General features: G+C 54.7%; 22 protein-coding genes. 21 read left to right on the top strand and 1 reads right to left on the bottom strand.

Annotated elements, in window-relative coordinates:
• From HY879_05120 to HY879_05050, 15 genes are all read left to right on the top strand, one after another.
• Positions 1–541: xanthine dehydrogenase family protein molybdopterin-binding subunit (locus HY879_05120; protein MBI5602717.1), on the top strand; the 541-nt coding region annotated here is incomplete at its 5' end.
• 99 nt (positions 542–640) lie between these two features.
• A complete protein-coding gene (locus tag HY879_05115) occupies positions 641–883 on the top strand; it encodes a MoaD/ThiS family protein (GenBank protein ID MBI5602716.1) in 243 nt (80 codons plus the stop codon).
• Positions 884–1,071: 188 nt separating this feature from the next.
• Positions 1,072–3,525 (top strand): xanthine dehydrogenase family protein molybdopterin-binding subunit, encoded by a 2,454-nt coding sequence (locus tag HY879_05110; protein MBI5602715.1) that lies wholly within the window; start codon positions 1,072–1,074, stop codon positions 3,523–3,525.
• A 101-nt stretch (positions 3,526–3,626) separates the two neighbouring features.
• Positions 3,627–4,601, top strand: coding sequence for an FAD binding domain-containing protein (locus tag HY879_05105; GenBank protein MBI5602714.1), 975 nt, complete (start codon positions 3,627–3,629; stop codon positions 4,599–4,601).
• Positions 4,602–4,687: 86 nt separating this feature from the next.
• Positions 4,688–5,713, top strand: a complete 1,026-nt coding sequence (locus HY879_05100) for a C-terminal binding protein (GenBank protein MBI5602713.1) — start codon at positions 4,688–4,690, stop codon at positions 5,711–5,713.
• Between the two features lie 123 nt (positions 5,714–5,836).
• Positions 5,837–7,093 carry an ABC transporter substrate-binding protein gene (locus tag HY879_05095; GenBank protein MBI5602712.1) on the top strand — a complete coding sequence of 419 codons (1,257 nt, stop codon included), beginning with the start codon at positions 5,837–5,839 and terminating at the stop codon, positions 7,091–7,093.
• An 88-nt stretch (positions 7,094–7,181) separates the two neighbouring features.
• On the top strand, positions 7,182–8,075 hold the full coding sequence (locus tag HY879_05090) for a branched-chain amino acid ABC transporter permease (protein MBI5602711.1): 894 nt from the start codon (positions 7,182–7,184) through the stop codon (positions 8,073–8,075).
• A gap of 97 nt (positions 8,076–8,172) precedes the next feature.
• Entirely contained in the window at positions 8,173–9,159 is a 987-nt protein-coding gene (locus tag HY879_05085; protein ID MBI5602710.1) for a branched-chain amino acid ABC transporter permease, read from the top strand.
• Between the two features lie 12 nt (positions 9,160–9,171).
• Entirely contained in the window at positions 9,172–9,924 is a 753-nt protein-coding gene (locus HY879_05080) for an ABC transporter ATP-binding protein (GenBank protein ID MBI5602709.1), read from the top strand.
• A complete protein-coding gene (locus HY879_05075) occupies positions 9,911–10,606 on the top strand; it encodes an ABC transporter ATP-binding protein (GenBank protein ID MBI5602708.1) in 696 nt (231 codons plus the stop codon). Before HY879_05080 ends, HY879_05075 begins: the two co-directional genes overlap by 14 nt.
• A 4-nt stretch (positions 10,607–10,610) precedes the next feature.
• Positions 10,611–11,345, top strand: a complete 735-nt coding sequence (locus HY879_05070; protein MBI5602707.1) for a (Fe-S)-binding protein — start codon at positions 10,611–10,613, stop codon at positions 11,343–11,345.
• Positions 11,346–11,349: 4 nt separating this feature from the next.
• Positions 11,350–12,768, top strand: a complete 1,419-nt coding sequence (locus tag HY879_05065; protein MBI5602706.1) for an iron-sulfur cluster-binding protein — start codon at positions 11,350–11,352, stop codon at positions 12,766–12,768.
• Between the two features lie 3 nt (positions 12,769–12,771).
• On the top strand, positions 12,772–13,386 hold the full coding sequence (locus HY879_05060; protein ID MBI5602705.1) for an LUD domain-containing protein: 615 nt from the start codon (positions 12,772–12,774) through the stop codon (positions 13,384–13,386).
• Between the two features lie 175 nt (positions 13,387–13,561).
• Positions 13,562–14,827 (top strand): hypothetical protein, encoded by a 1,266-nt coding sequence (locus HY879_05055; protein MBI5602704.1) that lies wholly within the window; start codon positions 13,562–13,564, stop codon positions 14,825–14,827.
• Between the two features lie 124 nt (positions 14,828–14,951).
• Positions 14,952–16,289 carry a uroporphyrinogen decarboxylase gene (locus HY879_05050; protein MBI5602703.1) on the top strand — a complete coding sequence of 446 codons (1,338 nt, stop codon included), beginning with the start codon at positions 14,952–14,954 and terminating at the stop codon, positions 16,287–16,289.
• Positions 16,290–16,451: 162 nt separating this feature from the next.
• Here the strand turns inward: HY879_05050 and HY879_05045 are convergent, their stop codons facing one another.
• The gene (locus HY879_05045) at positions 16,452–17,504 is read right to left on the bottom strand and encodes a hypothetical protein (protein ID MBI5602702.1); all 1,053 of its coding nucleotides are present in this window, start codon (positions 17,502–17,504) and stop codon (positions 16,452–16,454) included.
• Positions 17,505–17,730: 226 nt separating this feature from the next.
• Here HY879_05045 and HY879_05040 point away from each other — a divergent pair, with 226 nt between their 5' ends.
• The 6 genes from HY879_05040 to HY879_05015 all read left to right on the top strand — a co-directional run bounded on the left by HY879_05040 (position 17,731) and on the right by HY879_05015 (position 23,601).
• Positions 17,731–18,936, top strand: a complete 1,206-nt coding sequence (locus HY879_05040) for an amino acid ABC transporter substrate-binding protein (protein MBI5602701.1) — start codon at positions 17,731–17,733, stop codon at positions 18,934–18,936.
• 47 nt (positions 18,937–18,983) lie between these two features.
• Complete coding sequence (locus HY879_05035; GenBank protein MBI5602700.1) at positions 18,984–19,865, top strand: branched-chain amino acid ABC transporter permease; 882 nt, start codon at positions 18,984–18,986, stop codon at positions 19,863–19,865.
• A 13-nt stretch (positions 19,866–19,878) separates the two neighbouring features.
• Complete coding sequence (locus tag HY879_05030) at positions 19,879–20,823, top strand: branched-chain amino acid ABC transporter permease (GenBank protein ID MBI5602699.1); 945 nt, start codon at positions 19,879–19,881, stop codon at positions 20,821–20,823.
• Positions 20,824–20,897: 74 nt separating this feature from the next.
• Positions 20,898–22,139 carry a hypothetical protein gene (locus HY879_05025; GenBank protein MBI5602698.1) on the top strand — a complete coding sequence of 414 codons (1,242 nt, stop codon included), beginning with the start codon at positions 20,898–20,900 and terminating at the stop codon, positions 22,137–22,139.
• A gap of 6 nt (positions 22,140–22,145) precedes the next feature.
• Positions 22,146–22,913 carry an ABC transporter ATP-binding protein gene (locus HY879_05020; GenBank protein ID MBI5602697.1) on the top strand — a complete coding sequence of 256 codons (768 nt, stop codon included), beginning with the start codon at positions 22,146–22,148 and terminating at the stop codon, positions 22,911–22,913.
• Positions 22,897–23,601, top strand: a complete 705-nt coding sequence (locus HY879_05015) for an ABC transporter ATP-binding protein (GenBank protein ID MBI5602696.1) — start codon at positions 22,897–22,899, stop codon at positions 23,599–23,601. The genes HY879_05020 and HY879_05015 overlap by 17 nt, the downstream gene beginning before the upstream one ends.
• Positions 23,602–23,615 lie beyond the last annotated feature (14 nt).

The raw sequence follows: 23,615 nt of genomic DNA, 5'->3' as shown, positions 1-23,615 counted from the left end.
GGAATATGCCAGCATCCAGAACACTACCCGGGAACCGGTCTATGTCTGGGCTTATCATCGCCAGGGGCGATTCGGGACCGAAGCGGGAAGGCACCGTTTGTGCCGGCAGGCCCATTTTATGGAGATTGAAGTGGACACCGAAACGGGCGAGATCGACATCAAGCGGGTGGTCAATGCAAACGACGTGGGTAAGGTCATGTCACCCGAAGGGGCCGAAGGACAGCAATACGGTGGGACCTATATGGCCCTAGGCCGGGGGCGGAGCGAAGAGTTTATCTGGGATGAGTCGACCGGCGTCCTGCTTAATGGAAATCTTCTGGACTATAAAATAGCCACCATGTTGGATTGCGGTCCCATCGATCCGATTCTGGTAGAGACGGGCCTGGGCTATGGGCCTTACGGCTCGGTGGGCATCGGTGAAGATATAGCCACGGTGGTTCCCGCCCTTCTCGGACCGGCCGTCTATAATGCCCTGGGCGTCTGGGTCGATGATTTCCCCATCACCCCGGATAAGGTTTTGAAGGCGTTGGGGAAGGGATAATGAAAATAGGTTCAAGGTTCAGGGTTCAGGGTTTAAAAAATCGTATACCTTACTTTAAACTCCGAATTCCGAAATCCGAATTCCGAACTGTAGTTTAATATGGTTATCGATGTCAAAGTGAGTGCGGTCCTTCGTTTTTATGTGAAATTTCCTGAGCACTTTCTCAAGGGAGATCGGGTGGAGGTGCCGGAAGGGGCCACCGTGGAACAGGTCCTTCAAAGGTTACACTTTCCGGAACGGATCAATGTATTTGTTATTTTGAACGGGATTCCCTCCGATCGAGGCAAGGTCTTGAAAGAGGGAGATGAAATGCACGTCCTGGCCCCTTTAAGTGGAGGGTGATGGAAAAAAACCGGGCAAGAGGCACGAGGTGAGAAGCAAACAAGGGATAGAAAAAAACTTATGATGGTCTCGTAATAACCCGTCATTCCCGCGAAGGCGGGAATCCAGGCTATAGCTTCTTTTTATTCCATTTTCATGATTAACGACGCCCCGGGAGGGCCTGAGGGCTTAATTCTCAAAAGCAGGCAATGAGCCAAGATACAATAAAAAAGGTTCTCGAACTCGTAGATAATATCCGGGCGGATCAATATCCCCTGGATGCCTACACCCATATCGGCCGGCGGGGTATTCGCCGGATCGATGGGGTGGAGAAGGCCAACGGGGCCGCTATCTATACCATGGATGTCCATCTGCCGGGAATGCTTTTTATGAGATTCCTGACCTCTCCCCATCCCCATGCCAGGGTTGTGCGCCTGGATACCAGCCGGGCCGAGTCGCTGCCCGGCGTCCGGGTGGTGCTGCGGTATGATGATCCGGAGTTACCACCGACTGCCGATCTGGGCGGCCATTTTCCATCCAGCGAGCCCCCTATACCGCACATCGCCTACTTTGAGGGTCAGGAGATCGGGGCAGCCATTGCGGCTGAAACGGAAGAGATCGCCGAGCAGGCCCTGAAGCTCATCCGGGTGGAGTGGGAGCAGCGCCCTTTTCTCCTGGATCCGGAGAAGGCTGCGGAGCCCGGCGCTCCTCTGACCATCCCCGAGTTATTTCCCAACGGCAATGTCTATAATGAAGGTCTCGACGTGCATCAACGGGGCGACGTTGAAAAGGGTTTAAGAGAAGCAGACCGGGTCATCGAGTTCCAGTGCCGGCGATCTTACCACACCTGGATAGGACCGGAGCGCCCCTGCGGCGTATTCAAATGGAACGGAGATTACCCGGAAGTCTGGGTCAAGCAGCAGCGGCCGCATATCTGCAAGCGGGCCATTGCCACCTGGTTCGGAGGCATTCCGACAAACAGGATCCAGTTGCACTGCCTCTATCAGGGGGCCAGCTTCGGCGGTTGGAGCCAGATGCACTGGAACCTGGGAGGGACCTATTGCGCCGCCGTAGCCGCCAGGAGGACCAGAAGGCCCGTTAAGTGGCTATTCACCCGCAGAGAGGATTTCTACGGCGCCCAGGCCGATGCCGGGTTCTACTCCTTTACTGTCGGAGCCAGAAAGGACGGGACCATTACGGCGGTGAAGGCCAAGGCGGTCATGAGTAATCAGGATGCGCCTGTTTTCGGGATCATCGGCCACCTGATGGAGAATACCAGAATCCCGAACCTCTATGGAAAACTGCAGGCCGTCATGATCAACAAGGGGCCGACCGTTCCGGTCCGGTGCGAACAGGCCCCTAATACCCTTGCCCTGACCATGGTCTTTGATCATGTGGCCAATGCCCTGGGCCTCGATCCCATAGACGTGGCGCTAAAAAATGATGGGGCCGAGGGGCACGACATGGGATGGCTCAATAAACAAAAAGAAGAACTGAGCTTTCCGGTCAGAGACAGCCTCAGAGAATGTATCGATAAGGGCAAGGCGGCTATAGGATGGGATGCGAAACGGCACAGACCCGGAGAAAGAAAACTCTCCAACGGCCGGATGCACGGCCTGGCCTTTACCTGGACCCATGAATGGGAAGATTCAGCCGGGTCGAGCGAAATCGCCATACGTATCGAACGGAGCGACGGAACGGCGAGCATCCTCGGAATGAGGGCCGATGGCGGTCAGAATGCTGAAACTTCTTACTGTCAGATCGCCGCTGATGAGCTCGGAATGCGGGTGGAGGATGTTTACTATCGACCCCAGCATGATACCGGTTTCTTTCCCCATACTCCTGATTCCTCCACCAACCTGGCGGTAAACGGATTCGCCATCCGGAACGCGGCCCGGATCCTGAAAAGACGGATCCTTGAAGCGGCCACAAGCCCCAGGGGGGTATCGCAGCGGGGAAATTTTCCCGCCCCTTTCCCCGGCCTGAAACCCGAAGATCTTGATATCCAGGACAGTGTGATTTACGTCAAGGCCGATCCAGCGAAGCGAATGAGCCTGGCGGAATATGTGGGACCCCTTGGGATCGGGGGGCCTATGAGTATGGGGGAGATGAAAATAGGCCATGAGCAGGCCTTGCCGAGGATGTCCTATTCGCCCCCGCTCTTTGCCTATGGCTGGCAGGTCCAGGAAGGGGCCTATGCCCACATACGGCTGCGTCTTTGCCGGCAGGCCCATTTTATGGAGGTCGAAGTGGATACCGAAACCGGCGAGGTGGAGATTACCAGGGTGGTCAATGTGAATGACGTGGGTAAGGTGATCAGTTGGGAGGGCTGCGAAGCCCAGCAGTACGGCGGGACTTTTATGGCCGTCGGCCGGGCCAGGAGCGAAGAAGTCGTCCATGACCCGGCCACGGGTGTTATGCTGAACGGTAACCTTCTGGACTATAAGATAGCCACGATGCTCGATTGCGGTCCGGTTGATACGATTCTGGTGGAGACGGGCATGGGGTATGGGCCTTATGGGACCGTCGGTATTGGGGAGGATGTGGCGACGGTCCTGCCCCCCCTTCTCGGTCCGGCGGTTTACAACGCCCTGGGGGTCTGGGTGGATGACTTTCCGATTACCCCTGACAAGATTTTGAGGGCTTTGGGGAAGACAGCATAAGGCATAAAGCAAAGGGTCGAGGGCAGGATGTGATTGCATAGGAAGAGACACCTGTTTTTACACCAGGCTCTATGCTCTTTGCGCATTAATGGGAGGACAGAATGAGGACATTTGCACACGTTGACGCTCAGACTATCGACGAAGCCGTTTCAGCGCTGAGACGGTTCGGTGACAAGGCGGAGATTATCGCCGGGGGTACCGATATTCTGGGACGGATGAAGGATGAGATCCTTCCCCGTTATCCCGAAGCCCTGATTAATATCAAGACCGTTCCCGGTCTGGATTATATTCGTGAAGACGGGGATGGATTGAAGATAGGCGCCCTCACCAGGCTGGAGGATATTGCTAAAGATATGACGGTCAAGGCCGGTTATGGAGCACTGGCCGAGGCGGCCCATCGAACGGCTTCTCCTCACCTGAGGGAGATGGGCACCATAGGAGGCAATATCTGCCAGGACATCCGCTGCTGGTATTACCGGAATCCTCAGAACAGATTTCCCTGTCTTAGAAAAGGCGGCGGCCGATGCTACGCCATTGAGGGGGACAACAGATATCACTCCATCTTCGGCGGCAGTGTGAAGCAGGGCTGCTATGCCGTTCATCCCAGCGACACGGCCCCGGCCCTCATCGCCCTGGACGGCAGGATAGAAACCTCCAAGAGAACCATAAAGGCCGAAGATTTTTTCGCTGTAGGGGTGCGAAAAACCACGGTCCTGGATCATGATGAAATCGTCAAGGAAATACGGGTGCCGAAACCATCGGGTCAATCGCGAAGCGCCTTCCTTAAATTTGCTATAAGGAAAACGATTGATTTTCCCATAGTGAACTGTGCGGTCCTGATCAGCACCATCGACGGGAACGTCAGTGCCGCCAGGATCTGCCTGAATGCGGTCTATGTCAAACCCTACAAGGCCGAGGAGGCCGAAAAATTTATCCTTGGAAAACGGATTGATGAAACAACCGCTGAAGCCGCCGGCGAGGTGGCCGTGGCCGGGGCAAAGCCTATGAGCTGTAACCGGTATATGGTCCAAATCGCCAAAACCCTGGTAAAACGAGCATTACTGGCTTGCGTTTGAGGAACCTGGATTCCGGCTTTTGCCGGAATGACGTAAAAGAAATCCCCAGAGTGCTAATTTAAGAACCTGACAAAAGGAGGTAGTTTATGGGTTTGAAGGTAGTTAATATTATCGCCATGCCGGGTGTCGATTTTGGAGATGAACTGCTGGACCCCTTGGGGGCAACCCTGGTCAAAGGGGTCTGGATGACGGAAGAGGAGATTATCGCCCAGGCCCATGACGCCGACGCTATTATCGGTGTGGTCTCCATCCATCCTTTTAATCGGCGCCTGCTGAGCGCCCTTCCCAAATGCCGCCTGATTGCCGGGGTCGGCATCGGGTACGACAAAACCGACCTGGAGGCCGCCACCGACCTCGGGATAGCAATTACCAACGTGCCTGATTACTGCCTCGACGAAGTCTCCGGTGCGGCCATAACCTTAATGCTGGCTCTGGGGCATCGGCTGCTCCAGATCGATAAGGCGGTCCGGGAAAAACCGGTTGTTCTGACCATAGACCGAAAGTCCTTGATGGCCATCGTCCATCCCATCTTCCGGATGCGGGATCAGACCCTGGGCATCGTCGGTCTGGGCAAGATAGGCACGGCCACGGCTCTGAAAGCCAAGGGATTGGGGATGCGGGTGATTGCTTATGACCCCTATGTCCTCGGCCCGGTGATGGAAAGCCGCGGTATCCAGCCGGTTGATTTCGCAACGCTGCTTAAGGAATCGGATTTCATCAGCACCCACACCCCCCTCACCTCTGAAACGAGCAATTTGTTCGGCTATCAGGAATTTAAGAAGATGAAACCCACCGCCTATTTTATCAATACCTCCCGGGGGGGATGTGTCGATCAGGGGGGGCTGATTCAGGCCTTACGGGAAGGTCTTATTGCCGGGGCCGGTATTGACGTTACCATTGATGAACCTATGACTTCGGACAATGCCTTGCTCACCATGCCTAATGTGATTCTCACCGGGCATAGTGCCTGGTATTCGGTGACGGCTGATAAGGAACTGCATCAAAGACCCATGACCCAGGTGGTGCGGGCCCTCAACGGGGAATGGCCGATTTACACGGTTAATGTAAAAGTAAAATCAAAGTGGATGGCCAAGTGGGGCCGGAAAGATTAAGCTAAAGACCCTTTTTTATTAACCCCTCATGCCCGGGGCGAGCGCCACGAAGCATGAAAAACCGAATATCGAAAATTTAAAATCCGAAATCGGAATCTATTTTCGTACTAAAGGAGGAAAATCATGGAATTCAAAAAAAGATTTTTTAATGTGTGTCTGGTGGGGATCGTTCTGGCGGGGTTAATCATTTTAGCCGGGCCACAGACCGGTCGTTGTGAAGCGCCGATTAAGATCGGTATGATCGATTCATACAGCGGGGCGACCTCCTTTATCACCAAGCTGGCCCTCAGCGGCTGGCAACTGGCCATAGACGAGTTTAACGCCAAGGGCGGTTTGAACGGACGTAAGATCGAGATCATTACCCGGGACGACAAGTTTAAGGCCGATGAGGCCCTGGCCCATGCCCGGGAACTGGTCCTGAAAGAAAACGTGGACTTCCTGGCCGGTACGATCAACAGCAGCGCAGCCCTGGCGGTATCGGAATTCGCGAAAACCAAGAAGAAGATCTTCATGGTCCATGCCGCCTATACTCACCGCCTGACCGGTGAACTGGGGCATCGCTACGTCTTTCGGTCCTGTCAGAGTGCGGACATCGTCGGGCAGTCGGGCGGCGCTTTCGCAGGCTCCAAACCCTATAAGAAGTGGTATATTATCGGGGATGATTTTGAGCTGGGCCATTCCCTGGCGGATAATTTTAAAAAAGGGCTTAAAAAGGCCAATCCCAACGCGGTCATCGTAGGGGAATCATGGGTCAAATTGGGAGAGACGGACTATACGCCTTACCTCAGTTCGGTCATGGCGCAGAAACCGGACGCCGTCTTCGGCTGTTTCGGAGGAGCATCCCATATACCCTTCCCGAAGCAAGCAAAGATGTTTGGTCTTTTTGATAAGGTAGCCTACTTCCACTATTGGCTTGCTGATCCCCTGTTTGCCCAGGTGTTGAAGGAAAGCTACCCCGTCGGCGCCTATTCCGGGTTGAGCTATTTCTGGTATTATCCTGAAATACCGGCAAATAAGGAGTTCCGCAAGAGATACGTGGACTACACCACTCAGAAAGGTGATCCCCAGCAATATCCGGGGGAGGGCGTGCTCGCTGGTTACTCAGGCGCCAGGTTCCTCATAGAAGCCATGCTGAAGGCAAAAAGTGCCAGGACGGAAGATGTCATCAAGGCCCTGGAGGGTCTCACCATTCAGACGGCCAGCGGTCCCCAGACGATGCGGGCCTACGATCATCAGGTGTTGGCCCCGGTCTTCTGGGGACAGATTGCCAACGTTCCCAACTATCCCTTTCCCATCATGAAGGACATCTACACCGCGCACGTAAAAGAGATCACTCCCACCTGTGAGGAGATCGTAGCAGCGAGAAAAGACCGCAAATAGGGGGGGTAGATGCTGGATGCTGGTGGATGCTGAATAATTCATCAGGATTCTTTGAGTTGGAATTTTAAAAGTTGAGGGATGCTGGAACATGATTTTTTCCGATGCCATGCTTTTTGCCCAATTTGTGAGCGGCCTCAGCCGGGCCATGATCCTTTTCATCATGGCCTCGGGGCTGACCCTCGTTTTCGGAGTCATGCGGGTTATTAATTTCGCCCATGGTTCCTTCTACATGATGGGGGCGTACCTGGCCTTCACGGCGACCACCCTGCTGGCCGGCTCCTTCGGCTTTTGGGCGGCCTTTCTCATTGTACCGAGCCTGACTGCCGTTCTGGGAGGAGTCGTCGAGGTTTTTCTGCTCCGTCGCATCTATGAAAAGGAACACCTGCTGCAGATGCTTTTGACCTTCGGTCTTGTCTTCGTCTTCAGCGACGCGGTAAGAATGATCTGGGGGGTCGATCTCAGGATGGTTAGTCTCCCGTCATATATGGCGGGATCAGTCATTGTTCTCGGTCACCAGTTTCCGGCCTACCATCTTTTCATTATCGGCCTTGGCGGAGCGATCGCCGTTGTTATGTGGCTCATGCTCAACAGGACAAACCTCGGAAAACTTATGAGGGGTGCCGCAGAACATCGGGAGATGGTGGGACTCTTGGGTTACCCCGCGAACCGTCTCTTTACCATCGTCTTCATGATGGCGACTTTCCTGGGAGGACTGGCAGGGGCAACCATAGCGCCGGCTGTCCGAATCTCTCTGGGGATGGATACGGAGATCATCGCTGAATGCTTCACCGTCGCCATTATCGGTGGCCTGGGAAATGTCTGGGGAGCCCTCCTGGGGGCCTTGATCGCCGGCATGATGTATTCCTTCGGGATCCTCGTGCTCCCCCAGTATGCCATGGCATTTATCTATATATTAGGTGGGATCGTAATCGTCGTCAGGCCCAACGGGCTTCTCGGCAAGTCGTCACCGGTCAAAGTTTAAGGTCTACGGTGCAAGGTGCAAGGCGCAAGGCTGAAAGCGTAAAGCTCAAAGGGAAATCTTAAACCGTATGCCTTGCACCGCATTTTTCGGAGGTATTTTGAAAAAGGATCAAAAAAAAGAACAAACCGATAATAAGGGGATGCGCTGGTTTGGATGCTTCATTCTGGGCCTTGCCCTGGTCATCCTTCCCTATATCCTGGAAAAAGGTCTTTCCCCTTACTATCTTTTCCTGGCGACTAAGGTGATTATCTGGATCCTTTTTGCGACCAGTTTCAATCTGGTATTGGGATACGGAGGTATGATGTCCTTAGGCCACGCCGCCTTTTTCGGGATCGGCGCCTATACTTGTGCTCTCCTTCTGGTAAAGACCTCCTTTCCGCCTGTCCTGGCTATGTTGGCCGGTCCTGTTGCCGCTGCCCTTGCCGGCATGATCGCCGCCTTTTTCAGCGTCCGCGTCCAGGGGGCCTTTTATTTCGCCACCATTACTATTGCCTTCTGTCAGATCGCTTACACCGCAGCCTTCAAGTGGCGGAGCTTTACTTTCGGTGATGACGGAGTCCAGGGGATTCCGGTCCCGGCCTTTATTTCTACGGAGGCCAGCTATATCAATTTGTATTTTTTTGCTTTGGCCGTCACGGTCCTCTGCCTCTATGCCGTTTGGAGGATCGTCCGCTCTCCTTATGGTTTGCTGCTGAGAGCGCTGAAGGAAGACCCCATAAGGGCTACCTTTATCGGGATGAAAGGGCAGCAATACCGTTTTATCGCTTTTGTGACCTCGGCCTTTTTTGCCGGTGTGGCAGGTGTTCTCTACGCTTTTCTGGAAACCTCCGTGGCCCCGGATATACTTTCCTGGACCTTTTCCGGAGAAGTGGTGCTTATGAGCGTACTAGGGGGCATGAACCTTTTCCTCGGTCCGGCTGTGGGGGCGGCCATCATGGTCCTCCTCAGTACCTTTGTCACCTCTTACATGAAGTACTGGCTATTTACCATGGGGACGATTCTGGTCCTTATCGTCCTTTTTTGCCCGAAAGGGGTTGCCGGTCTCGTGGTCGATAAATACACCTCCTGGCAGAGAAAGGACTGAAAGTCCATGGCTATTTTAGAAGTCAAGGCGTTATCCAAATCTTTCGGTGGCGTACAAGCGGTGGCCCAGGTCGATCTGGAAGTGTCCCGGGGTCAGATTTACTGCGTGATCGGACCTAACGGGGCCGGAAAATCCACGCTATTCAATTTGATCAGCGGATACTACCGGAGCGATACCGGCTCGGTTTTTTTTAAAGGGGAAGACATTACCCGGTTTCGCCCTCAGAGGATCATCCCTATGGGCCTGGGGAGGTCTTTCCAGGTGACCAAGATATTTCCCAGGCTGACGGTATTCGAAAACGTCCAGGCGGCCGTATTGTATTCAAGAGGATATGGCCTGAATTTCTATTCTCCCTCAAAAAAACTGGTCCTGGAGCAAACGGAAGAATGCCTGGCCATGGTCCGATTGACGGACCGGTCAAAGGAGATTGCCGGGGTGCTTTCGGCCGGAGACCGCAAAAGGCTTGAACTGGGGATTACCCTGGCCTCGGCCCCTGAGCTTTTACTGTTGGATGAACCGACCTGCGGGATGTCTCCGGTGGAAACGAATGAGACTATCGAACTCATCCAGAAGATTTCCGGGGAAAAATCCCTGACTATCCTGTTTACCGAGCACAAGATGGATATGGTTTTCAGTATCGCTTCTTATCTGACGGTTATGAATTTCGGAGCGGTCATCGCCGCCGGGACCCCGGCGGAAATCCGGACCAATGTTAGGGTCCAGGAAGTCTATTTCGGGAGAGAAAAAGATGCTGCTCAATGTTAAGGAGATCGACACCTATTACGATATCTTTCAGGCCATTTTCAAGGTTTCCCTGCAGGTTCAGAAAAAGGAAGTGGTTTGCCTGTTGGGAAGAAACGGGGCCGGGAAAACGACGACGCTCTCAAGTATCATCGGCCTGACTCGGCCGCGGTCAGGGAGTGTCCAATTTAAAGGCCGGGAGATTGGGGGTCAAAAGTCCTACCAGATCGTTCAGATGGGGATCGGGTTTGTTCCGGAACATCGTTGGATATTCTCCGATCTTACGGTTCGGGAAAACCTGGAATTAGGCTGGCGGGAGAAGAAGCCCAAGACGATGTTCGAAGAGATCTATCAACTTTTCCCTAAACTGAAGGACCTGGGCGGCCAGAAAGGAGGGAATTTGAGCGGAGGAGAGCAGCAGATGCTGACCATTGCCAGAACCCTGATGGGAGGGCCTGAACTGTTGCTGCTCGATGAGCCCACGGCCGGTCTGGCACCGGTGATCGTGCAAAGCCTGGCCTCCAAAATCAGGGAACTTAAAGAAAAAGGGGTGACCATCCTATTGGCCGAACAAAATGCCGAGTTTGCCCTGGGCGTCAGCGACCGGGTTTACGCGATTGATAAAGGGTCGATTGTTTACGAAGGGACGGCCGACCATTTAAAGGCCAATGGAGCACTCATGCAACAATACCTTGGAGTCTGTTAATTCGATGCAGGCTTCCCTGATGATCACCTGTTTGTGCGATGGGCTTTTTCCCGAGGTGGGAAAAAGCGCGGTCCGGGTCCTTCGGAAGCTCGGCGTAACGGTAGAGTTTCCGAAGGAACAAACCTGTTGTGGACAACCGGCCTTCAACAGCGGCTATCCTGAAGAGGCCAGAAAGTCGGCCCGGGCCATGATCCGGGCCTTTCGCAGCAGCAGTCACGTGGTTTCCCTTTCCGGATCGTGTGTGGGCATGATCCGTCACAACTACCCCCGCCTCTTCAGCGGCCGACCGGAGGAAAGAGAGGCGGAAACATTGGCAGTTAAAACCTATGAATTCTCGGAATTCCTTACCGAGGTCCTTAAGGTCGAAGCACTGCCCGTGGAGGTCCGTGGCCGGGCAACCTTCCACAACAGTTGCCATACCAGGCGCTGGCTGGGAGTCTCGGATGGACCTGAAAAAATCCTGAAGATGGTCCGGGGACTGGAAGTAGTCCCTTTGCCAGGCGCAGAAGATTGTTGCGGTTTCGGGGGGACCTTCGCCGTGAAGATGCCCCGGATCTCGACGTCCATGGTGGACGAAAAAGTTGAACACATTCTCGAGACCGGAGCTGATCTGCTCGTCAGCCTGGACATGAGCTGCCTGATGAACATCGGCGGCCGCCTTCAGAGGGAGGCCCATCCGGTTCGCGTCATGCACCTGGCCCAGCTCCTGGATGAGGGATGGTTGCCCCATGGACGATAAGCTGATGGGTCCTTTTGATCAGAGAGTGGAAACTGCCCTGGGCCGGGATTTCCAGCGGCAAGCCTTGCGCCGGGCCCAGGATGGGATGCGGGATCGAAGGAGGATAGCCACGACCAGGTTTCCCGCCTGGGAAGAATGGCGCGACCGGACGGAAGCCATCCGGGCCCACACCGTAAGTCACCTGGACCATTACCTGGAACAATTCGCCGCCAAGGCCGAGGGAAAAGGGGCCAGGATATTTTTCGCCGCCACAGCCGGCGAGGCGACTGAATATGTCGTGCAGTTAGCCAGACAGAAAGGGGTAAAACGGGTCGTCAAAGGCAAGTCCATGGTCTCTGAGGAAATAGGCCTCAATGAAGCCCTGGAGCAGGACCAGGTTGAAACCGTGGAAACGGACCTGGGAGAATACATCATCCAATTGGCCGGTGACCGACCCTTTCATATCCTCGGCCCGGCCATTCATAAGAACCGGGAGCAGATTCGCGACCTTTTTTCCAGGGTCTCCGGTCAGCCGGTCGGCTCCGATGCCCGGGAGTTGACCCGCTTTGCCCGGACCCAATTGCGCAAGAAATTTCTGGCCGCCGATATGGGAATCACCGGAGCCAATTTCGGTGTGGCCTCAACGGGTACGGTGGTTTTGGTTACCAATGAAGGAAACGGCCGGTTGAGCAGCGGCCTGCCCAGGACCCACGTCGTCATCATGGGTATGGAAAGGCTTGTCCCCGACTGGGAAAGTTTCGATGTCTTGTTGAGTGTCCTGCCCCGGTCGGCCACCGGCCAGGACAGCACCGCTTATGTTACGGCCATTACGGGTCCGAAAAGGGCTGAGGACCAGGATGGGCCAGAGGAGCTTCATGTCGTGATCGTCGATAACGGCCGCTCCCGCCTTCTCGGCACCCGGTATCAGCCGGTGCTTCACTGCATCCGGTGTGCCACCTGTTTAAACGTTTGTCCCGTATACCGTCAGATCGGGGGCCACGCTTATGGATCGGTTTACATGGGCCCCATCGGCGCGGTTTTAACCCCCCTTATCGAAGGCCTGGAGAAGTGGCCGGAACTTCCTTTCGCATCAAGTCTCTGCGGGGCCTGCCAGGAGGTCTGTCCGGCCCGGATTCCGCTGACCGATTTTTTGGCTGATCTACGGCAGGACCTTGTTCAAAAAGGGGCCAGGCCGGAGTCAGAAAAATTGGCTTTTCAAATCTTTGGGACGGTGATGGGACACCCCTGGTTTTACAATAAGGCATTGAGGCTGGTCAAGGCGGTACTCCGTTTTTGGGCGAAAGAGGGCCAGATCGTCAAAGGCCCCGGCCTGTTGAAGAAGTGGTCAGCCAGCCGCAATCTGCCAGCACCGCCAAAACAGAGCTTTCATGACTGGTGGGAAGAAGAGGGTAGAAAAGCCTCCGGCCGGAACGAAAAAGGATAGTTGATGGAACGTGCCGAATTTTTGAGAAAGGTCCGTGAATCCCTGGGGCGGACAAATTCCCCGCCCTTACCGCTCCCGCGGTGGCAGCCGCCTTCCCATCTCTTTTTCGAGGACCTTGAGGAGCGCACCCGGGTTTTCAGACAACAGGCCACTGACATCGGTGTAACGGTCCATCAGGTGGAAACCCGGGAAGAGGCCAGGAAAGGTGTGCAGAGGCTCGTATCGGAAATGGGCTGGACTGGTGTGGCGGCCATTCGGGTCCTTTGGTGGGAGGGTTTGAAAGACTATTGGACCGATAATGCGGCCACAGCCGCTTTCGGTCTTGATGAGGCCCAGTGGGCTCTGGCGGAGACAGGCACCCTGGTGATCGAGACCGGTGGAGATCGCCGGCGGGATGTCTCCAGCCTGCCCCCGGCCGTCGGGTTTTTTCTTCCCCGATCGAAGATTCTGTCCCGCCTCACTGACCTGTGCCAGAAGCTGAATGCAGCGACGGCCCCTGTCCCGGTCTGCATCACCCTGATCAGCGGCCCGAGTCAGACAGGCGACATCGAAGGGGTATTGACCCGGGAGGTCCATGGACCGGGTGAAGTGCATGTCTGGGTTATTGGGGATGAATAAAGGTTCAAGGTATAAGGTCCAAGGTTTAAGGTTTAAGGAAAACCGTACACGGTAAACCTTAGCCTATAGCCCATAGCCCATTGCCTATTGTCCATAGCCATCAGGCGGTTTTTTATGCTTGAAACTTGTATCTTGCAACTTGCAACTTTATTTTTACTTAAAACAAGGAGGTTTTATGATGGACTGGAATTATGAGGGATATCCTTTGGAAAATGTTCCCTATTTTAAAAAAAATACTTACTGGCTTTCGCCGATGAACTTTGTACCGGAGGCCTATGACCGGTCCAGGGTCGCCAAAAAGGTGCTGATCCACGACGTCACCCTGAGGGATGGGGAGCAGACACCGGATGTAGTCTTCAAACCCGACGAAAGGATTAAACTGGCTGTGGAGCTGGACTATCTGGGTGCGGACCGGATCGAATTCGGTATGCCGATCTCTTCCGAGGATGTCCGCGATTCTTTTAAAGAGGTCCTGAAGATGGACTTGAAGGCCGAGATTATTGCCTTCCTGAGGGCCCACAAAGACGACCTGAAACTGGCCGAGGAATTAGGGACCCGGTCGGTCCTTATCGAGCATTGCGTCAACCCCTATGTATGTAAACACGTCTATGGCCTGGACCATAGCCAGACGGTGGAGCGTCTCAGCGAGGCCTTCAGGATCGCCAATGCCAACGGGATGAAGGCCTATTTCATGGGATGGGATGCTTCGAGGACCCCGATCCACTACCTCAGAAAGCTGTATGCCGACCTCCTCGACAGGGTCAAGATCGATGCCATCGTCTTTGTCGATACCTTTGGGGTAATGACCCCCTATGGAACGGCCTATACCTTTAAGAAGCTCAAGGAATTCTTTCCGGAGACCAACTTCGAAATCCATAATCATAACGGCTTCGGACTGGGGGTGGCAAACGCCCTGGAGGCCATCATGAACGGCGCCAGTTGTGTCCACACCGCCCTGTGCGGCATGGGGGAACGGGAGGGCAACATCGCTATTGACGAGATCGCCGCCACGCTGGAAATCCTCTTCGGCATCAAGACCGGTATCGATCTCACCAAGGTGACCCGGATCTCCAAATTAGCGGAAAAGATCAGCCGCTACCGGCCGGCCGGGACCAAACCGGTGACCGGGGATTTTTATTATATGAAGATCATCGGCACGGCCGTCCATGCTGAACAGAAGGCCTTTCAGGCCGGCCTGTGGATGGGAGCGGCCTTCGCCCCCAAGGTCATCGGAAAGACGGACTTTGAATACGGTCTGGGCAAGGGCAGCGGCATGGCCAACATCCGGTTCGTTCTGAACCGTTTGGGGCTGGAGGCCAGTGAAGAAGAGATGAAACAGATGCTCCAGATCGTCAAAGAGGAGTCCAATATCATCAAAGGAACGATTTCCGTAACCGATTTCGAGTATATCGCCCGGGCCGTTATGGACAAAAAATTGTAAACCAATCGGGAAGGGGCTTTGGTCCGCCCCTTCCCTCTAATCCCCTGCAAATAGCTGTAAAGTAAATTAGGCGAGGATGGCGCCTGCCGTTTCAGTGCGCCATAATCCAACGGGAGGTAGCAACATGGGAAAGACGTGGGCAGAGATGTCGGCGGCCGAAAAGCGGGAAAGCAGATTTCAGACATGGCTTTCGGCAGAAGATGTCAGGTTTCAAAGCCCTGAAGCTGAAACCCAATACAAGGCGGCAGTAAAGAGGTTCATTGATGTGGTTCAGATGGAAAAGACCCCGGACCGCGTGCCCGTGCATGTGTTCGGCACCTTCATGCCGGCCCATCTATATGGGGTAACACCCTACGAAGCCATGTACGATACGGACAAATTAATCTCGGCCAATAAACGGTTTCTGATAGATTACCAACCGGACTACCTGGCGAGCCCTGTGGCCATCGGGTCGGGCAGGATTCTCGAAATCCTTGATTACAAACAGTATAAATGGCCCGGTCATGGTGTTCCCGAAACCTCAGGTTATCAATACGCTGAAGGCGAATACATGCGCGTCGAAGACTATGAAACCCTGATAGACGACCCATCGAATTTCTGGGCCAGAACGCTGATACCACGCGCCTTAGGGGCCTTGGAACCCCTGAAAAATATCCCTTCCTTTACCGATCTGTGGGAGATAATAGGGGTTTCGATACACATGATTCCCTTTGGCACTCCGCCGGTCCAGCAGGCACTGAAAGCGCTGATGGAAGCCGGGGATGAAGCAATGACCTGGATACAAAAGGTATCGGCTTTCGAAGCAGAAGCTAAAGCCATGGGCTTCCCGTCTTGCATGGGCGGAGCCACGAAAGCACCCTTCGATCTTGTTGCCGATACCTTGAGGGGCACGCGGGGAATGATGCTCGACATGTATAGAAAACCCGACAGGGTATTAAAAGCCGTTGAGAAGCTGACCCCGCTGGCAATCAAACAGGGTGTGAACGCGGCCTCTGCGAGCGGAAATCCCGTGATATTTATCCCCCTGCATAAAGGGGCTGACGGGTTCATGTCCGATGCCCAGTTCGCCAAGTTCTACTGGCCTTCCCTCAAGGCGCTCATTCTCGGACTGGCCTCCGAGGGGTGTGTGCCTTACTTATTCGCCGAAGGATCATACGGCAAGCGGCTCAACTATCTGAAAGAACTGCCCAAGGGCTCCTGTTTCTGGATATTCGACCGGACAGACATGGCAACCGTCAAGGAAACCATCGGGGACAGGCTCTGTATCGGCGGAAACGTTCCTTCAGGCATGATACTAACCGGCACCTCCGATCAGGTGAAAGCGTATTGCCAGGAACTTATCGATGTTGCCGGTAGAGGCGGCGGCTATATCATGGCCTTCGGCACGGTCATGGATGAAGGCAAGGCAGAGACGGTGCACGCCATGATCGATTTCACCAGGGAATACGGCGTGTACAAATAACGGACAGCTTCTGAACGGCGGGTCATGATGCGGTGCTAAGGTCCTGCCGGCCAGCGAAACCCCGGTGACCAAAGAGCTTCTCCGGAACACATCCCAGATAGGATCGTTTTACCTTCTCATCGGTTTGCAGGGCTCTGCTTTCGCCTGAACCACTGTTTTTTTTCAAACGGATTGCAACAGGCCGGCCAGGCTGGTTCTGTTTTTCACTTTGGTTTTGTCGAAAATGTTCTTTAAATGGGTCTCCACAGTAAACCGGCTGATATAAAGCCGCTCGCCGATTTCATCGTTGGTCAGGCCCTGGCTGACGCAGTGGGCTATGGCGATTTCCCTTCTGGTGAGCTGATATTTTTCTTTTAATACCTCTTCCCGGCCTGGGCCGGTTTCTGAAAAGTCCAGCATGTAGATTACAAATCTAAGAGCGGACCGTTCCCCGAGGGCGTGCTCGACCAGGGAAGCATTGATCTGAAATTTTCTGTTGGGTCCGGACTCCATAATCCTCTGACGGCGCAGCGCAGCCGATTCAAGGCCGTTTTGGAAAAGCCCTTTAAGGGACAAGCAATCCCGTACGATTTCGGGGGGGATAGAGACGCCTCCCAGGTTTATTGCGTCGGGATGAGGCGCCTGTTCCGGGCAAAGCATTCCGCAAAAGGCATCGGCGCTGGAATTCCAATAAACCGGCCGCAGGTCATAATTCAGAATGATAATCCCGAAGGATGGCAGTTTATCCCCCCACCCCCCAAACCATTTTTTCGACTCATCCATTTCCGTGAATTGGATACTGTTCTCCAGGGCGGTAGTCAGATGAGGGGCCAGAATACGGGCCTTGGCCACATCCCGGCGGGAAAAGTCGGCCTGATCCTTTGGCCGAAACAACCCGATCAATCCCAGGACCCTGGCGTTGGAGCGCAGAGAAATGGAGAGTTTATAGTGGATGTTCTGGGGTCGATAAAATTCGTTATAAATCGGTAGGTTCACCCAGCGTTTGTAGGGCAGGATATCATCAACCTTGCAGACCGTACTCCGGAAATGGGCTTCCTGCTGAAACGGGTCAGACCGGCTGTAACAGCGGACCCACCGATCCAGGTAATGGAGGTTCATACCCGCCCCGACCAGGTCGGCATTGTCAATCGTTTTGAACTCCCTGTCGCCCAGGAAGAAAACAACCCCCTCGGCACGGAAGACCCGTCGAAGGGAGCGGACCATCTTGGCGCGCATCTCCGGCAGCCTTACCCGGTAATGGGCTGCCTGGATAACGTCAACGATATCCTGGAAATCTTCGTGGTTCAGGGTGCTGAGATCTCTGCTGATCAGGGGTATAACCTCCTTATAAAAAATCCCTGTTTTCAGGTATGGAAATTATAATCGTCTCCATTTAATATTTTCGAGTTTTAAACTGAAATTGTCAAGATAAAGTTTTATTAAAAAATTCAGGAGGGCGCGGATGAAAAAGAGGAGACTTATTGCAGGATTGATGAGCATTTGTATTTGCTTTTTAATGCTGGCCGGGTTGTCTTTCCCTGCCGCAGCACAACCCAAAGGAAAGCCGATCCGGTTAGGGGGCTCTATGTCGATAACGGGTCCTCTGGCGGACAACGCCAAGTGGGTAAAACGGGGTTACGAGTACTGGGCAGAAAGAGTGAACAAATCGGGAGGGCTTTTGGGCCGGCCGGTGGAACTGATCATTTACGATGATGAGGGGAAACCCGACAAGGCGGTCCAACTGCTCGAAAAGGTCATCACCGTGGATAAGGTGGACCTGCTCCTCGGCGGTTATGGCGGGGCTTCCGTGGCTGCCCAGATGCCGGTGGCGGAACGGTATGGCATGGTCTACGTCTCCATGGGCGGCCATATGGCTTCTTTCAGCCAGGGCTTCAAATATTCCTTCAGCGCCACGCCTATGATGGGGGAATGGCTGGGAGAGGCCTTTTACCGGTTTCTGGAAAGCCTGCCGGTGGCCGATAGACCGAAATCCGTGGCCTACATAAAGCTGAACAACCCTATCGGCCGGGCCGGTCAGGCGGTGGATCGCAAATGGGCGGAAAAGCTGGGCATGAAAATCGTCGTGGACGAGTTCTACGACCCGCCATTGTCGAGTGCCGATGCCCTGATCACCAAGGCGAAGGAGCGGAATGCCGAACTGCTCTATTGCACCCAGTTCTTTCCGGATGCCATCTTAACGGTACGCTCGGCCAAAGCCCTGGGCTACAATCCCAAATTCTTCCAGCAGTCGATTGCCGCCACTTCTCCGGCCTGGACCAAGCTGCTCGGCCCGGACGCCAACTATGTCTATCAGGGGGTCATCATCACTAACACCCTCCCGTATCCGGGAATCGTCGAACTGAACAAGCTGGTGAAAGAGAAGTGGGGCGAGCCCGATGCCCCGGAATATTTCCTCTTCGGATACAGTTGGCCTGAAACGCTCCAGCGGGGGGTGGAAGGCGCCAAAAGCCTGAAACAGGATGCCATCCGGGACTATCTGAGGACCCACGAGATCAGCATCCTCTCCGGGAAATTCAAATTTGACGAGAGAGGCTTGCCAGCGCCTTATTCTTATGTGGTGCAGGTCTTGAACGGTCAGACCCAGGTGGTTTATCCCAGCAGCGGAAAGTCAAAGGCCGTCTATCCGAAACCGGCCTGGGGAAAGTAGCCTTGAAGAGGCGAAAAGACGTAGCCAAGGGAGATAGGTAAGACCTAGTGGAAGGACTTTCCTTAAATCAATTCATTCAAAGCATCGTCAGCGGACTCCTCCTCGGGGGCACCTTTGCGGTGCTGGCTGTGGGTTTCAGCCTCATCCTGGGAATAGCACGGGTGGTCAACCTGGCCCATCCCGTGCTGGCTCTGGTGGGCGCCTATATCACCTATTGGCTGCTGGAACTCTACGGCTGGAATCCCCTTTTCTCCCTGGTTTTGGTGATTCCGGCCCTCTTCCTGCTGGGCATTATTATAGAACGGACCGTAATCCGGACAGCCGCCAAAAGGACCAGGGACCTGACTGCCGCCTCACTGGTTCTGACCTTCGGCGTAACGATCGTTGTGGAGAACCTGTTGCTCTCTATCTGTAAAGCCACCCCCAGGCTGGTTTCCACCTCTTATTCCGGGAAATCCATATTCTTAGGCGGTATCGCCCTGCCCATGAATTTTCTGGTGAGCTTTGCCGTGGCCGTGGTTACCGTCACGGCCGTTTATTTCTTCCTGCATCATACCTTTCTCGGTAAAGCGGCCAGGGCGGTCTGGCAGGACCGGGATGGGGCCGTACTGATGGGCATCAATATCAGCCGGGTGATGGCTTTCACCTACGGCCTGTCCTTTGCCACCGCCGGGATCGGGGGGACCTGCATGAGCCTCATGTACTCTATCGAGCCGTCCACTCATTGGGCCTGGATCACCTTTGTCTTTGCCATCGTCATCGTGGGCGGCGTCGGCAGCATCATGGGGACGGCTGTGGCCAGCCTCCTGATCGGCCTGATCATAGGGGTCAGCAGCGCCCTGATCCCCCTGACCTGGATCAACCTCATACTTTTCGGCATCATCATCGCCCTGTTGCTGGTAAGACCGACCGGTCTTTTCCGGCAGTGAACCCGGAGAACGGATGGAGAAGAACGGACGCTCAATATTCATCGTGACCGCTGTGGGTGCGGCCCTGGCCCTTTTCCCGCTCCTTCGACCGGATGCCTACTATCTGTCGGCCCTTTTCAGCCTTTTTATGTATGCCGCCCTGGCCTGCGGCTGGAATATATTCGGCGGATACACGGGCTACAACAACTTCGGTCATGCCGCTTTTTTCGGCATCGGGGCCTATACCAGCGCCCTGCTCCTCCTCAAATGGGGGCTTTCCCCTTTCTATACCGCCATCCTTGGGGGGCTGCTCGCATCTCTTTGCGCGGTGATCATCGGCTATCCCTGTCTCAGGCTGAGAGGACCCTATTTTGTTCTCGTGACCCTCTGTCTCGGTTTGTCGGCCCGGCTGGTAGTGATCAATGTGGAATTTACCGGCTCATCGACCGGGCTCTACCTGCCCTTTCTGAAGGTGGGCATGTTCGCCAACCGGGTAATCTTCTATGAAATCATGCTGGCCCTCACCTTTGTGACCATCCTCATCGCCATCTGGATAGAGAAATCCAAATACGGTCTTGGATTGCGATCCATCTATCAGGATGAAGACAGTGCCGAGACCCAGGGGGTCGATGCCACCCAATTGAAGATCATGGCCTTTGCCCTGAGCGCCTTTCTGGCCGGCGTTACCGGGGGGATCTATGCCTATTACCGGAGTTACATTCATCCGGATTTTATCTTTGACATCGGAATTTCGGTACTGGTGGTGCTCATGGCCCTGCTCGGAGGACCAACTACCTGGCTGGGACCGGTCATCGGGGCCGCCATTGTCGTGGTCATCAACGAAGTGTTAACGGCCCACGCCAACATCGGGGCCGAGTTTTCCCGCATCATCTACGGGCTGTTGCTGGTCCTGGTGATCATGTATCTGCCCCATGGGCTGGTCGGGCTTTTTAAGAATAAGGGGACCAAAGATAGTTGAAATTCTGGAATCCAGGAGCCGGGAGCCGGAAATTAGAATTGAGAATTCAGAATTTAAATAAGGAGACGCTATTCATGTCAGATAGAGGTAAACATTTAACGGACAAGTACTGGGTAACCGAATTTAATTTTTTTGAAGAGGTCAGAAAGGCCTTTACCCTGCCGGAACGGGTTTATATACACGATGTAACGCTGCGGGAGGCCGAGCAGACCCCCCATGTCGTGATCAAGCCCGATGAGAAACTGGCCATCTACGAAGCCCTGGATGATATGGGTGTTTACAGCGTGGAGCTTTTGCCCATCATCTCCGATGATGACCGGGAAGTCGCCAGGGAGCTGGTCAGGATGCGGAAAAACGGCCGTCAGGCCAAGATCGTTTTCCTCTGCCGCTGGGATGAAAAAGAGGTTGATTTCGCCGCCGAGAACGGTGCCGACGGCGTGGTGGTGGAATGCGCCGGTTCCCCCTGGTTCGGTGAGGTCGTCTGGGGACTCAATGAGAACCAGATGGTTGAGAAGCTGGTGAAGGCCGCGGCCCATGCCAAAAAGAACGGCCTTTATACCTCGGTCATGCCCTGGGAGGCCACCAAGGCCCCTATTCAGTTCCTGGAAAGACTGTACAAGGCCGTAGCTAACGAGGCCGGGGTGGATCAGATCACCTACACGGACACTATGGGCTTCGGGCTGCCCTGGACCACCACCTACATGGTCCGGAAGATCAGGGAGTGGGCCCCGGCCGCCACGGTGGGCGTCCATGCCCATAACGACTTCGGCCTGGCCACGGCCGTGATGCTTTCGGGTATCGTGGGTGGGGCCACGACGGTTCACACGGCCATAAATACCCTGGGGGAGAGGGCCGGAAATGCCTCGACCGAGGAAGTAGCCGTGGACACCGAACTCCTTCTGGGTTTGAACACCGGGATAAAGCTCGACCATATCTATAATGTCACGAGGCTGGTCTCCGAAATCGTCAAAATCCCCATACCCTCCAACAAGCCCATTACCGGGGACAATGAATTTACCGTCGAATCGGGCATGGTGGCCGATATGAACCTGCGCATGATGAAAACGGACAAGCCCTTTACGACCTTACCCTTTGCCCCTGAGCTGATCGGCCGGGGGCCCCTGAACATCATCCTCGGTAAAATGACCGGCGGCACAGTCATCCGGGACCGTTTGGTGAAGATGGGGCTTCAGGCCACCAGGGAACAGGTAGCCCAGATCGTGGATCGGGTCAAACGTCAGGCCATCATCCGTAAATGGTCCATACCTGACCCGGTTTTTGAGAAGATCGCCCGCGACGTCCTGGCAGGTGAGTGAACCGATATGACCAGTAGTCCCCCTCAATCAGGGCCCGACCCCATCCTGACCGGAACAAAGGTGACGAAGCAATTCGGCGGCCTGACCGCTGTCTCCGAAGTCGATTTCGAGGTGATGGAGGGAGAGATCATGGGTCTCATCGGTCCCAACGGCTCGGGTAAGACCACCCTCATCAATTGTATGGCCGGCTTTTATGCCCCGGAGAGAGGGACGATCACCTTCAGAGGCACCAGGATAAACGGGGAGAAACCCTCCCGGATCGCCCGGCTCGGTCTGGGCAGGACCTTCCAGTTTGTCCGACCTTTTGAGGAACTGTCGGCCCTGGACAATATCGCCGTGGGAGTCCTTTATGGCAGTGGCGAAAGCAGCCTGTCCAAGGCCCGGAAGCGGGCTGGGGAAATACTCGAATTCGTCGGCCTGAGAGACCAGGCCCGGACGGCCGCCTCGGATCTGATTATGGTCGAGAGGAAGCGTCTTGAAATGGGCAGGGCCCTTTCTGTTTCCCCACGGCTCATCCTCCTGGATGAGGTTTTTGCCGGCCTTAACGAAGCCGAGGTGAGAGACGGGATCAATTTGATATTTCGCATAAACAGGGAATTAGGGATCACCATTTTTATGATTGAACACGTGCTGAGCGCCCTCATGGAGACGTGCAGCCGGGTCATGGTCCTCGACTACGGCCGAAAGATCGCCGACGGCCTGGCCGGGGAAATCGTCAAGGACCCCAGGGTCGTTGAGGCTTATTTGGGGGCGGCTTATGTTAGAAGTCAATAATATTCAGGTTTCATACGGAAAGCTGCGGGCCTTGAGCGATGTCTCCCTTGAGGTCGCTGACCAGGATTTCGTGGCCGTCATCGGCTCCAACGGGGCCGGGAAATCGACCCTGCTGCGGGCTATTTCCGGCCTGACCTGTTTGCAGGGCGGGTCTATCCATTACAACGGCGAGCGGATCGACGGGCTCGACCCAAGGCGTATATGCGAGATGGGCATCGTCCAGATCCCCGAAGGCCGGAAGATCTTTCCCCTCATGCGAGTCATTGAAAATCTGCAATTAGGGGCCTACCTGCCCCGGCCCCGAAAAGTGATCAGCGAGTCTCTGGACCAGGTTTTCGAGCTCTTCCCTATTCTGAAACGGCGGCAGAACCAGTTGGCCAAGACCCTTTCCGGCGGGGAACAGCAGATGCTGGCCATAGGTCGGGGTCTCATGGGCCGGCCGTCACTTATGATTCTCGATGAGCCTACCATGAGCCTGTCCCCAAAGCTTTCTACGGATATCCTGACGACCTTAAAACTGCTCAACGATCAGGGGATCACGATCCTCCTGGTATCCCAGGAAGTGATTCAGACCCTGCAACTGGCCCGGCACGGCTATGTGGTGGAGAACGGCCAGGTGACATTGCAAGGGACCGGGGAAGAACTCTCCAAGAGTGAACATGTGCGCAAGGCCTACTTGGGGTTATAGGAAAAAGGAATAAA

Source organism: Deltaproteobacteria bacterium (assembly GCA_016219225.1).
Lineage (GTDB): Bacteria > Desulfobacterota > RBG-13-43-22 > RBG-13-43-22 > RBG-13-43-22 > RBG-13-43-22.
This window is presented reverse-complemented; position numbering and strand designations above follow the sequence as displayed.

What these genes read in the sequence shown, in the direction of transcription:
- HY879_05115 (MBI5602716.1), top strand. Translation starts at nt 641, where the DNA reads ATGGTTATCGATGTCAAAGTGAGTGCGGTCCTTCGTTTTTATGTGAAA.
- HY879_05110 (MBI5602715.1), top strand. Translation starts at nt 1,072, where the DNA reads ATGAGCCAAGATACAATAAAAAAGGTTCTCGAACTCGTAGATAATATC.
- HY879_05105 (MBI5602714.1), top strand. Translation starts at nt 3,627, where the DNA reads ATGAGGACATTTGCACACGTTGACGCTCAGACTATCGACGAAGCCGTT.
- HY879_05100 (MBI5602713.1), top strand. Translation starts at nt 4,688, where the DNA reads ATGGGTTTGAAGGTAGTTAATATTATCGCCATGCCGGGTGTCGATTTT.
- HY879_05095 (MBI5602712.1), top strand. Translation starts at nt 5,837, where the DNA reads ATGGAATTCAAAAAAAGATTTTTTAATGTGTGTCTGGTGGGGATCGTT.
- HY879_05090 (MBI5602711.1), top strand. Translation starts at nt 7,182, where the DNA reads ATGATTTTTTCCGATGCCATGCTTTTTGCCCAATTTGTGAGCGGCCTC.
- HY879_05070 (MBI5602707.1), top strand. Translation starts at nt 10,611, where the DNA reads ATGCAGGCTTCCCTGATGATCACCTGTTTGTGCGATGGGCTTTTTCCC.
- HY879_05065 (MBI5602706.1), top strand. Translation starts at nt 11,350, where the DNA reads ATGGGTCCTTTTGATCAGAGAGTGGAAACTGCCCTGGGCCGGGATTTC.
- HY879_05060 (MBI5602705.1), top strand. Translation starts at nt 12,772, where the DNA reads ATGGAACGTGCCGAATTTTTGAGAAAGGTCCGTGAATCCCTGGGGCGG.
- HY879_05055 (MBI5602704.1), top strand. Translation starts at nt 13,562, where the DNA reads ATGATGGACTGGAATTATGAGGGATATCCTTTGGAAAATGTTCCCTAT.
- HY879_05050 (MBI5602703.1), top strand. Translation starts at nt 14,952, where the DNA reads ATGGGAAAGACGTGGGCAGAGATGTCGGCGGCCGAAAAGCGGGAAAGC.
- HY879_05045 (MBI5602702.1), bottom strand. Translation starts at nt 17,504, where the DNA reads ATGCGCGCCAAGATGGTCCGCTCCCTTCGACGGGTCTTCCGTGCCGAG.
- HY879_05040 (MBI5602701.1), top strand. Translation starts at nt 17,731, where the DNA reads ATGAAAAAGAGGAGACTTATTGCAGGATTGATGAGCATTTGTATTTGC.
- HY879_05030 (MBI5602699.1), top strand. Translation starts at nt 19,879, where the DNA reads ATGGAGAAGAACGGACGCTCAATATTCATCGTGACCGCTGTGGGTGCG.
- HY879_05025 (MBI5602698.1), top strand. Translation starts at nt 20,898, where the DNA reads ATGTCAGATAGAGGTAAACATTTAACGGACAAGTACTGGGTAACCGAA.
- HY879_05020 (MBI5602697.1), top strand. Translation starts at nt 22,146, where the DNA reads ATGACCAGTAGTCCCCCTCAATCAGGGCCCGACCCCATCCTGACCGGA.
- HY879_05015 (MBI5602696.1), top strand. Translation starts at nt 22,897, where the DNA reads ATGTTAGAAGTCAATAATATTCAGGTTTCATACGGAAAGCTGCGGGCC.